Source organism: Pseudomonas sp. RIT-562, assembly GCF_026241895.1.
Lineage (GTDB): Bacteria > Pseudomonadota > Gammaproteobacteria > Pseudomonadales > Pseudomonadaceae > Aquipseudomonas > Aquipseudomonas mandelii_F.
Map to the genome: position 1 here is coordinate 185,393 of NZ_JAPJIV010000009.1, position 12,024 is coordinate 197,416.

Below are 12,024 nucleotides of genomic sequence, written 5' to 3' on the forward strand. Positions count from 1 at the left end.
AGCTATTTGGCGGTGACTTTGCGGTTCCAGTCATTGGTGACACTGGCACGCTGCGCATTGATCTGGGCCCAGTCGAACAGGCGCAAGTCCTTGATCGATCCGCTGGCGCCCCATGGCAACTTGCGGGCGACGTCCTGGGACACTTCCACGCCTTTCACCGCCGGGCCCAGGTACAGTTTGCTGGCCAGGCAGGACGACGCCTCCTGGGTCAGTGCGGTATTGATGAACTGCTCGGCGGCCTTGCTGTTGCGCGCGCCCTTGATCAGGTGCAGGCGCGCATCAGTCGCCCAGGCGCCTTCCTTGGGGATGGTGAAGCCAATCGGTGCACCTTTGTCGATCAGGTCCCAGGCACCGACGTTGAAGTGCGCCCCGATGATCGCTTCACCACTCTGGAAGGCATTGGTGGCTGCGCCCGAGCTGTCGAAAAACAGCGCGGTGTCCAGGGCGCCCAGCTTGCTGTAGAGCGGTGCCAGATCGGCTCGATCAATGCCCCAGACATCGGCCATGAAGAATACGAAAGGCACCCCGGAAGAGTTGGCGGGCGAGGGCAGCGCTATCGCACCGGCGTACTCGGGATTCCACAGGTCTTTCCAGCTGCCCGGAGCCTCTTTGATTTCCTTGGTGTTGTAGGTCAGGCCCAGGGAATAGAAGCCGCTGCTGACGGCGAAGGTGTGGCCTGCTTCGGCGTACACCCCTTGGGTTTCGACGTTTTTCAGGTTGGGAATGGCTGCCGGGTCGAGGTCGGCGAGTACGCCCGCTGCATACGCCAGTTCGCTGATCCCGCCATCCATCCACGCGACGTCGATGGTGGGGCTGGATTTCTGCTGTTGAAGCTTGGCGAGGGTCGTGGTCGAGGTGCCGACTTCCGCCGCGACGGCAATGCCGGTGGCTTTGGTGAAAGGTTCTGCAACACAATTGAGGAAGGCATCCCCCCAGTTGCCGCCGTACAACGCGACGGTCAGCTTCTGCTGCTCCGCCATGGCGCCTTGCGAGGAGATGCAGCCCGCCAGCGATAGCGCGACTGTGATTTTGTTAAGGTTTTTTATGCTCATCTCATGTCCTCTGGGGCGTAGTCGAGCTGTTCCCCTTGTCTGCATCTTGCTCGTAACGGCGCTACGAGCGCTTGCACAACGGGGTCTTAAAGTTGAATAGTTGGGTCATGCCCAAAATGACTCAGAATCATCACGATTTCCATGTATCCAACGGCACCGATGTGCAGGTGGGCACTCGCCCGCAATTGTCGGTGGGCCTGGTGCTGCTCGACCAATTCACCCTGGCGGCGTTTTCCGGATTTGTGGATGTATTGCGCCTGTCTGCTGATATCGGCGGCGCCAGTCGGCAGATCCATACTGGCTGGCGCGTGATGAGCGTTGACGGCTTGCCGCGAACCTCCAGCGCCGGGATCACGCTGGAGGTCGCCGGTGCGCTGGACGAAGACCTTGAGCAGTTCGATTACGTTGCCATCTGCGGCGGTAACGATTACCCCAACACGCATTTGCCGGGTCAGTTGCGGGACTGGTTGCAACGCGCAGCGCACAGCCGTACCCGGCTGCTGGGTATCTGCACCGGCACCTTCGCCTTGGCCCAGGCAGGGGTGGTAGGCAACCGCTCGGTGTGCGTGCACTGGAACGTTCTGGATGCGTTTCGAGCACGGTTTCCGAAGACGCCGGCGGCGGTGGATCATCTGTTCATCGACGAAGGCGACTTGATTACCTGCGCCGGGTCAACGGCAGCGATTGACCTGGGCTTGTATCTGGTGGCGCGGCACTGCGGGCGGGAAAAGGCCCAGCAGGCCGTGCGGCACATGATGCTGCAAGGCATTCGCCAAGGTCGGCAGCCCCAGGCGCACTTTTATGCAAACCTGGCGGACATCAAGGACGAGCGGGTGCGCCAGGCCGCGCACTATATCGAGCAGCGCATGGACAGCCTGCCCACGCTGGACGCCATTGCGCGTTATGTCGGCCTGGGGCGTCGGCAACTGACTCGGGCATTCCAGCAGTCGCTGGGCATTTCTCCCATGGAGTTCCAACGCTCGTTGCGGGTGGAATACGGCAGCTGGTTGCTGCTGAACAGTCATAGCAGCATCACGCAAATTGCCATGGATTGCGGGTTTGCCGACGGTGCGCATTTTTCCCGCGAGTTTCGCACGCGTTTTGGTTTGTCTCCGCGCCAGTTCCAGCGGCAGGAGCGGGCTGGCTGACTGTGGGATTAAAGCTTGAGCGGCCAGGTCACTGTGGGAGCAAAGCTTGCTCGCGATGGCGGCCTGGCATTGGAGATCCTGATTGACTGGATCGACGTCATCGCGAGCAAGCTGTGCTCCCACAGTTCATCGGCCTCCAAGTCAGCTAGACTTGCCGTCAAATCCTTTTCAAAGGGCGCTTACGCGTTGATAAGCGAAATGGCGAGGTGCCACAATCGCTGTTTTTCGCGGCAGCATGATCAGGCGGATCATATGGATCGAATTGGGCCTCGGTACGACCAGGAATCGAAGATCGCCGAGCAGGTGCGTGCGGACCGGTTGCACCAGTTGTTCCACCAGTCGGTGTCGGCGGTATTTGGCAGTTACCTGGCCGCTATCATGTTGTGCTGGCTGTGCTGGGACAGCCTGGATCACCGCGTAGTCTTTACCTGGATCGCGCTGTTGTCGGCGTCTTCGTTATTGCGCCTGGGGATGTTCATCGCCTATTTCCACAGCCCTGAAATTGAGCGTACCCCGCAACGCTGGGAGCGTGTGTACTGGCTGACGCTGGTACTGTCGGCCGGCATCTGGGGCGTCGGGGCGCTGGCGGTGATGCCGTCGGGCGACCTGTTGTCCCAGGCGCTGGTAATGCTGTTTGCGGTGGGGATGTCAGTCAGCGCGGTGTCCTGTTATTCGTCCTATAGCCAGATGACCCTGGCATCGATTGCCCTGGTGCTGCTGCCCTGTACAGTCTGGCTGTTGTATCAGTCATCGGCGACTCAGGTGGGTATGGCCCTGGCAGTGTTGGTGTTCGCCTCGTTTGTCGCCGGCGCGACGCGCAAGCTGTCCCAGGCCCTGGAAACGGCGTTTCGCCTGACCCGGGAGATGGAGCAGGCGCACAGCATTTCCACCCGCGCCGCCCAGACTGACGAGCTCACCGGGCTGAACAATCGGCGCGCCTTCTTCGAGCATGCGCAGCAGCTGTACAGCCACTGCAAGAACCATCGGCTGCCACTGTGCGTGGTGATGCTCGATATGGATCATTTCAAGCATATCAACGACACCTACGGGCATCAGGTCGGGGACCAGGTGTTGCGGCAGATGGGGGTGGTGATCAGCAAGTCGTTCCGGCCTACGGATGTGTATGGACGGTTGGGCGGGGAGGAGTTCGCGGTGTTGCTGCCGGACACTTCGATCGAGGTGGCGCTGGACATTGCCGAGCAGGTGACGCGCTCCATCGCCGGGTCAATGACCGGGCCGGTGCACTGCATCACCGCCAGCCTCGGAGTCGCCTCGATGGCGAGCGAAGATCACGACCTGCACAGCCTGATGAACAACGCGGACAAGGCGCTGTACCGGGCCAAGGCGCGCGGGCGCAATCAGGTGGCGGTGTCGGAGTAACGCAAGCTTTGCTCCTACAACAGGCTTCAGCTCGACTCCGCCGTATCATCATCGAGGGTTTCGCCAACCGGTTCTTCCTGTCCGGGCAACTCGGTAATCACGCTGAAATCACTGACCTCGACGGCGCCCGTGCCGTATCCCAGCAAGTGGAAAGAAAACGCCTTGCGCGACTGCGGATTGTCGAAGCTGAAGTCCATCTCCAGCGGCTGGTCGGCGGTGACCAGCATTTCTGCCGGCAGCCCGACCTGCACTTCCTGTTCGAATTCCTTGGTCTTGAGCAGGATGTAGGCATTTTCCTGGCTGTCGACCGAGCGTACGGTCAGGCGCACCCGGGTGTGCGAGCCCTTGGGCATTTCCAGGTATTGCGCGCCAATCAGGTTATCAGCCCAGTCGTCCTTGATCTGTGCCTGCAGCGGAATGCTCGCCGGGCTGCCGAATTGATATCGCTGGTTCAGCGGGGTTTGCATCAGGGTCCGGTCCAGGGCGGTGGCGCGGGCGGCAATCTGCCGGGCGCGCTGGCCACCGTACTGGCCGAGCAGTTTAGCCCGGTCGGCGATGAAGCCTTCGCTGGCGTAGTAGCGGCAGCGTTGCTGGAAATCGCACTCGGTGAAAGTGCCCTGGCCATCGTGGTAGCGCAGGTTGCCGTTGGTGTAGGACATGATCTCGCGCCCGGTCGCATAGTCGCGAAACAGCGAGCGGCCGCTCAGGGTGGCAGGCACGGGCAGGGCAAAGTAGTCGAGGATTGAAGTGCTCAAGTCCACATGCCCGTACACCCCGGGCTTGATGTGAGGCAACTGCGCCTGATCGGGCGCGAGCGTCAGGTTGAATCCCCAGGATGAAGCGAGACGCACGCCATCGATGCCGTGGGACTCATCGGAAGTGATCACCACCAGGGTGTCTTTCAGCACGCCCTGGCGTTCCAGGCCGCTGAGGAACTGGTCGAGGGCATCATCCAGATAACCGACGGCCGCCTGTTTGGGGGTGTCGTAGCGTTGCAGATAATCTTCAGGGGCGGAGTAGGGCTGATGGGTGCCTACGGTCAGCAGCGTCAGCATCCACGGTTGTTTGTGTTTCTTGAGCTGGCCGACGTAGTCCAGCGCACCTTCGAAGAACGCCTTGTCGTCCTTGCCCCACGGGAAGTCCAGGTAGGAGGCGTTGGTGAACCATTCCAGACCCAGGGTAGTGTCGAAGCCGATGTGCGGCATGATCTTGTCTTTGGCCATGAAACGCAGCCCGGCACCCTGCAGGTAGTGCGTGGCGAAGCCGTTCTTGCGCAGCTGCGCCGGCAGGCAGTCCTGGTTGCGGGCACTCTGGGTGAGCATCTCGACGCCCTTGGGGGTGCCGTTGTCGAGCTTGTCGTAGTCACCGCAGAGCATGGCGTACAGGCCGCGAATGGTCTGGTGGCTGTGCAGCACGTAGTCAGGGGTGTTCATGCCGCGTTCCGCCCAGCGACTGAGCCGCGGCATCAGGTTCTCCTGATAACTGCTGTGCAGCGCCTGGCGGTTGGCCCCGATGTAGGCGCCGGGAATGCCTTCCAGGGCGATGACCAGCACGTTGCGCGCCTGGCCGCGACCGGTCAACAGCCGTTGGCCGTCGAGGTCGAGCTGGACCAGGCCGGCCATCTGCGGCGGCACGTCGACGACGTCGCCCTCCAGCCATTCCTCCACGGCCATCTGCACATTGCCCGTACCCGCGGCCAGCAATTGATGGGGCAGGTTGAACACCCGCCACTGATCGGCATCGGTAGGCTGCAGGTGCTGCGCGCCCCAGTGAGCGATCAACAGCAGCAGCGGGGCACTCCAGGCATGACGGGGCAGGGGGGGCGCGGCAGCCGAGGGCGCCAACCAGTGACAGAGCAACCATAGGCCCAGCGCGACCAGCAGCGTGGCGGCGAGCCACGGTTGGGCAAAACCGCCACCCGTGGAGTTTTCCAGGAACTGCGGGTCGATCAGGTAATGCACGTCCGAGACGTTGGGTAGCCGGCCCACGGCACTGACCAGCTCGGCGCTCGCCACCAGCAGGAAACCCCACGCCAGTAATACCGGCAGCGCCAGCCACCAGGGACGCCGATGCAGCAGCACCACCAGCAAACTGCCGATGGCGAAGTCCGACAGGTAGCCGTGGGGATTTGCCCAGCCCAGGGCCGCTCGCAGGCACAGCGGGAGCACCAGCACCAGGCCAATGAGGGCGATAAGACGCGCGTAGGGTTTTTGCAACCCGAGACGGATGATGTTCACAAAATGCATTCCAGCCACTAAATCGTCACACAAGTGTGCTGGATGGTATCAAGTGCCGGCAAAACTGGCCCGGATATATAAGGTCACATTTGCTTGCCGGCACTCGCTTGGCCGTTACTTGCGCACGTTCTGGTACAGCATCAGCCTTGAGGTTTCATGCATGCCCCGGGTCAACTGCACCAGGCGTTTGAACTCCTCGGGGTTCTGCTGGGCCACGTCATCCAGCGGCGTCATCGAAGCCAAGTCATGCAGGGTCGGCGAGCTGCCGTCGTGTTCCATCTGCACCATGTAGTGCTGGGTGACTCCGGCAATCAGCGGGAAGGTGCCTTCGCGCAGCACCAGCGGCACCACGCGTTCGCCTTCGGGGGCGGGCTGCTGGATGTCCCGGCCCATGCCGCTGTTGCGAAACTCCAGGCCCGCCATGCCGGCGACGGTGGGCAGTAAATCCACCAGGCCTACGGCTTCCTTGACCGTGCGTGAGCCCAGCAATGCCGGGGCGTGGATGATCATCGGCACCGCGTTGCTTTCCAGGCCCAGCTGCTCGTAGGCCGGGGCGAGGAACGGGATCTGCGCGATGCGGGTGTTGTGATCGCCAAACAGCACGAAAATGGTGTTGTCGTACCAGCCGCCGGCCTTGGCGATTTCCATCAGGCGCCCGATGTTGAAGTCCAGCAGGCGCACGGCGTTGTACTGCTCGACGCTGCGCGAGCCGGCGGCCTGGACTTCGGCCAGGGTCGGATGCTTGACCTCGAACCCGTCATTGAGCTTGGGAATGGTGAAAGGGCGATGATTGCCGGCGGTTTGCACGTAGGCAAAGAACGGTTTGTCGGCGGGCAAGGCTTGCAGGATCTTGTCGGTTTCCTTGAACAGATCCAGATCGGAAATGCCCCACACATCCACTACGGGTGCCTTCCAGTCGCGCTCCTCGTACAGCCGCACGCCATCGATGCTCTGGCGAATCAGCGCATTCATGTTGGCCCAGCCGGAGTTGCCACCGATGGTGTAGATCTTCTCGTAGCCGGTGAAGGCGTTGATCAGGGTGTTCTGCTGGGTGATCAGCGGGTTGCGTGTTGCGGTTTCCTGGCGAGTGACGTCGGGCACCCCGGAGATGCTCGCCCACACGGTTTTTGCGGTGCCGGTCACTGGCACGTAGAAATGCTCGAAGAACCAGCTCTGCTTGGCCAGGCGGTCGATGTTGGGCGTAGGGTCAATCGGATTGCCGTAGGCCCCGACGGCACTGGTACCCAGGGATTCGAGCATCACGAACACCACGTTCGGTGGGCGCGAGCCGGGAATTTTGTACGGTTGTGGCGCCTGGTGGCGAACAAAATTGAGGCTTTGCGGGTCCGGCTGGTCGACGCCCAGGTAGCGCGACATCACGGCGTAATGCTCGCGCACCTGCTGTTCGTCGTAGCGCGACTGGCCAACCTTGACCGTGTCATAGAGGAAAATCACCGGGTTCAGGCCCACTGCGGCGATCTGGTTATTGCTGGAGAAAAACGCGTCGCTCCAGCGCAGCGGAACCGGGTTCTCCAGGTTCATGTTTTCCACCCGGCCGAGGATGCCCAGCAGCACCAGCACCACCATCAACGCGCTGCCCCAGGTGACGGAAAGCGGGTGAATGACTTTGCGCGGGCGGTCCAATGTGACCCGTTCCAGACGCACCAGGGCCACGGTTACCAGCGCCACGGTGGCCAGCCAGCCGAGGCTGATCCAGATCACCGGGTACGTCTGCCAGACCATGTCGCGGGAGATCTGCGCGTCTTCGATGAAGCGCAGCACGGTGGCGTTGATTCGCACGCCGAGATAGGCGTAGTGGCCAAAGTCGATGATGTAGATCAGCAGCAGGATGCTCAGGGCGACGACCAGATAGGCCCTGGCAACATGCCGCAGCACGCGGCTGGTGGTCAGGTTCCAGCGCGGTATCCAGGCCAGCACTGCCACGGGCAGCAGGGTGAGGATGGCCAGGCGCAAGTCGAAACGAAAGCCGATGCCCAGGGTTTCAACAATGGCGGGCTGGCTACTGAGGTCACTTGAAGCAAACCCTGAAAAGCCGAAGTAGAACACCACGCGCAGTACGGCGAATAGCGCAAACACGATCGCGGTCGCGCCCAACCAGTAATGCAAGCGTCTCGATTGCAACCAACCCATCCCTGTTCCCCTGTTCAAGTCGTTTAAATCTCAAGTGGATCTGTGCCCTGCGGATCCGCGCCGACCGGTCAGCCAGCGATAAGCCTGGCGAGTGGCGAGCACCAGCAGTGCAGCGCAGCAATACAGGCCCAGCAGCGGATCCACCAGGTAATCCCAATAGTTATGTGAAGGTTTCAGCCCGACCATGAAGGCCAGGGTTGCGCCGGCCAGCATGGCCACCGCGAGGCCGTTGCGCAGGTAGTACAGGCCGAGCGTCAAGAAGGCAATCAGGGTCAGCAGCACGCGCGGGCTGAAGCCCAGTCGGTAAGGGTCGACGTAGCTCAAGCCCAGGGTGGCCGGATACAGCAGCAGGGCCATGGCGGCGAAGATCATCAGGACCCCGACATAGCCGCGCGGCGCCGGTGCCAGGAGGTCCAGGCGGCGCAGGCACGCCCACAGCATGAAGATCATCGTGGTGATCGCCAGGTCATCGATGTGGCTGCGTAGATAAGCGGCCAGGGTCAAACCGTCCACGGGGATAGAACTGGCAGCCAGCAAGGCCAGCAACAGCGCCCCACGCCAGAGCCGGTCCAGGCCGAAACCGGGCAGCAGCAGGAAAATGATCATTGCGAAACTGAGATGGGCTTGCCACAGGTTGATCATTTCAAACGCTCGGACAGCCAGGCATCGTTGAAGGTAACGTGCTTGATGAAGGTGTTGTTCCAGGAATACACCAGGTGATACATGCCGTCGGGGCTGCGAATGAAGTAGGGGTACTCATACTCGAACTCGCAGCCGCGACTGGTGCAGACCCGGGTGTCCAGATTGCTCAGGAACTGCGCTTCCAGGGGTTGGCGCAACGCACCGCTGGAGTCGCGAAATTCGTGGCCGATGATTTCCTTGTAGGCCTGCGGCGAAAACGGCTCGCCTTCAGGGTCCGGGGATTTATCCAGGTCGCGCAGGGATCGCCAGTCGTCCATCTTGGCATCGGTGCCGTACAGGCTCAGCTTGAACCGTCCTTCGCGCAGGTCATTGAGGGCCACCAGCAAACCGTGTTCCGGAGTGGCCACCGCAGCGAGCGAAGAGTTCGGATTGGACGGGTCGAGCGGATAAGGTTCGCTCCAGGTTTGCCCGGCGTCTTCGGTCCGGGTCGCCAGGACCCGATGGTGGGTTTCGCCGGCATAACGCAGCAGGGCAACACCCCGCTGGCCATCCAGCGGCACGACCGTTGGCTGCAATGAATTGGTGCCACGGCTGATGCGGAATTTATCGATGACGTTGCCATCGGGACTCAGGTACAGGTACTCGGCGAACTTGCCGAGGAACTCGTGATACACCGGCAGGCCGATCGACCCATCGGCATGAAATACCGGCGCCGAACGCACCAGGGTGCTGATATTGAGAAACGGCGAGGTAATCAGCTGACGCGGCGCGGACCAGCTCTCGCCGAAGTCTTCGGAGACCATCACGTTGACCGCGCTGCCAGCCCAACCACCCATCGACACCGAGACGTAGAACAGCCACAGGCGATTGTCCGGCGCCAGGGCGACGACCGGATTGCCCAGCTTGCGAATGTATTTGCGGGTGCCTTGCTGTGTCGACTCGCGGGTTGCCAGGACTTGCTCCGCGCCCCATTCGCCGGTCTTGGCGTTAAACCGGGCGGAGCGTACTTGCACGTCTGCGGCACCTTCACGGGTGCCAGCGAACCACACCGACATCAGGCTGCCGTCGGGCAGGGCGGTGACCGCCGAAGAGTGCACGAAATCCACCAGTCCGGAAGAGGCGAAGCGACTGGTGTACACGGCCTTGGCCACTTTGTCGGCCACGGCCATCACCGGGCTCATCAGGGCAAACGAGGAGTGGACGGCGCCAGGGTGGGTAAACCATGCACCCGTAAACAGGCATGCCAGAGCGAAGTAAATGGCAAGGCGGGGACGATTGATGCGCATCATACGGCTCGGCATCTCAGGGGCCTGATCGAGCGCGGTAACCTATCATTACTAGTTACATATCCGCTGTTTAGCCAGGAGCTGATTTGTAAGCAGATGTTTGTATCTGTGCGGAATTTCGCCGAAGGGGTTTGGGAATCGGGGCGAAAGTGTCTGATTAGAGCGGTGGGCCGTTTGTGCTGAAGTGCCTTAATCTCGTTTTTGGGTTGGTGATATTAGAACCTCGTGCGATCAACGGTGATCGGGAGCCGAGGGCGTCCTCGAAATCGCCATCGCCGGCAAGCCGGGCTCCTACGGATTTGTGCCGAACCCAGTCCCGGGAGGTCACGACTAGACTGACCTGCAACTGCCCACACCTTGGAGTCATCCGATGGATTCGTTGATCACCGCAGCGGCACGAGCTCTGGCGGCCGGGGATCCCCTCGGCGCACTCGACCGCATCGCGCTGCGCGAAGATGCGCCGGCGCTGGCGCTGCGGGGCATTGCGATGGCGCAGCTGGGCGATCTGGTGCGTGCCCGAGCGCTGGTGCGTCGGGCTGCCCGGGCGTTTGGGCCGAAGGAAACCCTGGCCCGGGCCCGCTGTGTGGTGGCCGAGGCCGAGATTGCGCTGGCCTCGCGGGACCTGGGATGGCGAACTGAAGCGCTGGAGGCTGCGCGCATCACCTTGCAGGCCCAGGGTGACCGAGTCAACGCGGCCCATGCGCGGTATCTGCAGATCCGCCGGTTGCTGTTGATCGGCCAGCTGGATGAAGCCGACGCAATGCTCGCCGAGCTCGATCCTGGACCCTTGCCGCCCGCGCTGAGAGCGACCCATGAGCTGGTGATCAGCGCAATCGCCATTCGCCGCCTGCAAACCGACAAGGCACGGGCAGCCTTGGCCAGGGCCGCTCATGCCGCGCAGGAAGCAGGCATTGCCGCGCTGACCGCGGAGGTGCAAAGAGCCGCGGAGGTGTTGCAGGCTCCCGCCGCACTGCTGCTGGTTCGCGGCACAGAGCGCCCGCTTGTGTTGGGCGAGGTCGAAGCCTTGCTGGGGTCGGCCACCCTGGTAGTGGATGCCTGCCGCTACTCGGTGCGTGGAGTCGGGATGTCGGTGTCCCTGGCCACCCGCCCGGTGTTGTTCACCCTCGCGCGGGTGCTCAGCGAAGCCTGGCCGGGGGATGTGTCGCGCGAAACCCTGATTGCCCGCACGTTCCGCTTGAAGCTCAGCGATGAGTCCCATCGCTCACGGTTGCGCGTCGAGATCGGACGTCTGCGGGCAGCGCTCAAACCCCTGGCCGGGGTCACGGCGACGCGCAGTGGCTACGCCCTGGAGTCGCTGATTTGCGCGGACCTGGTGTTGTTGATGCCCCCGGTCGAGGCCAAATACGCGGCGCTTTTCGCGTACCTTGCCGACGGTGAGTCGTGGTCGAGTTCGGCCCTGGCGCTGGCCCTTGGTGCCAGCCAGCGCAGCGTGCAGCGCGCGCTTGATGCACTCGCGGCGGCGGGCAAGGTGCAGTCGTTCGGTCAGGGCCGGGCAAGGCGCTGGACGACGCCGCCTATGCCGGGTTTCGCGACGACCTTGTTACTCCCGGCTCCTCTGCCCGGTGATTAGGATGAACCCACCCACCAAGCGGAGGAACACCGAAATGAAAAACTCAAGCGCTGAAGTCCTTGATGAGTACGGCCCCTTTCCTGGCGTCGAAAGCGTCCACGGAGTGTCCTGGGACGGCCAGTACGTGTGGTTTGCCACAGGCGAAACACTCAATGTCCTTGACCCGGCGGATGGTCGGGCCGTGCGCTCGATCGATGTGGCTGCCGACGCCGGCACGGCGTTCGACGGAAAGCACCTGTATCAGATCGCCGAGAGCCAGATTCACAAAATCGACCCCGCGACTGGCGAGGTGCTCAACTCCATCCCGGCCCCGGGCGGCGGCAATGACTCCGGCATGACTTGGGCCGAAGGCTCGCTGTGGGTGGGCGAGTACCGCGAGCGCAAGATCCATCAGATCGATCCCGCCAACGGTAAAATCCTGCGCACCCTGGAATCCAACCGCTTCGTCACGGGAGTCACCTGGGTGGAAGGCCAGCTGTGGCATGCCACGTGGGAAGGGGATGAGAGCGAACTGCGGCAAGTCGACCCGACTTCCGG

At 62.3% G+C, this 12,024-nt stretch carries 9 protein-coding genes; 4 read left to right on the forward strand and 5 right to left on the reverse strand.

The window, feature by feature from the left end:
* Positions 1–2: 2 nt before the first annotated feature.
* Complete coding sequence (locus tag ORL50_RS14095; protein WP_266015775.1) at positions 3–1,052, reverse strand: ABC transporter substrate-binding protein; 1,050 nt, start codon at positions 1,050–1,052, stop codon at positions 3–5.
* A 107-nt stretch (positions 1,053–1,159) separates the two neighbouring features.
* Here ORL50_RS14095 and ORL50_RS14100 point away from each other — a divergent pair, with 107 nt between their 5' ends.
* Entirely contained in the window at positions 1,160–2,200 is a 1,041-nt protein-coding gene (locus ORL50_RS14100; protein ID WP_266015778.1) for a GlxA family transcriptional regulator, read from the forward strand.
* 252 nt (positions 2,201–2,452) lie between these two features.
* Positions 2,453–3,580, forward strand: coding sequence for a GGDEF domain-containing protein (locus ORL50_RS14105; protein WP_266015780.1), 1,128 nt, complete (start codon positions 2,453–2,455; stop codon positions 3,578–3,580).
* Positions 3,581–3,606: 26 nt separating this feature from the next.
* Here ORL50_RS14105 and ORL50_RS14110 read toward each other — a convergent pair whose 3' ends face one another.
* The 4 genes from ORL50_RS14110 to ORL50_RS14125 form a co-directional block, all read right to left on the reverse strand.
* Positions 3,607–5,826 (reverse strand): LTA synthase family protein, encoded by a 2,220-nt coding sequence (locus ORL50_RS14110; RefSeq protein ID WP_266015782.1) that lies wholly within the window; start codon positions 5,824–5,826, stop codon positions 3,607–3,609.
* 105 nt (positions 5,827–5,931) lie between these two features.
* A complete protein-coding gene (locus ORL50_RS14115) occupies positions 5,932–7,968 on the reverse strand; it encodes an LTA synthase family protein (protein ID WP_266015783.1) in 2,037 nt (678 codons plus the stop codon).
* 30 nt (positions 7,969–7,998) lie between these two features.
* On the reverse strand, positions 7,999–8,610 hold the full coding sequence (locus ORL50_RS14120) for a hypothetical protein (protein WP_266015784.1): 612 nt from the start codon (positions 8,608–8,610) through the stop codon (positions 7,999–8,001).
* Positions 8,607–9,899, reverse strand: coding sequence for a sialidase family protein (locus ORL50_RS14125; protein WP_416236032.1), 1,293 nt, complete (start codon positions 9,897–9,899; stop codon positions 8,607–8,609). Before ORL50_RS14125 ends, ORL50_RS14120 begins: the two co-directional genes overlap by 4 nt.
* Positions 9,900–10,266: 367 nt before the next feature.
* On the opposite strand from ORL50_RS14125, the gene ORL50_RS14130 reads away from it, so the two are divergent.
* Complete coding sequence (locus ORL50_RS14130) at positions 10,267–11,487, forward strand: helix-turn-helix domain-containing protein (protein ID WP_266015785.1); 1,221 nt, start codon at positions 10,267–10,269, stop codon at positions 11,485–11,487.
* A 34-nt stretch (positions 11,488–11,521) separates the two neighbouring features.
* Positions 11,522–12,024 (forward strand): NHL repeat-containing protein (locus ORL50_RS14135; RefSeq protein ID WP_266015786.1); only part of this gene is annotated, 503 nt, incomplete at its 3' end.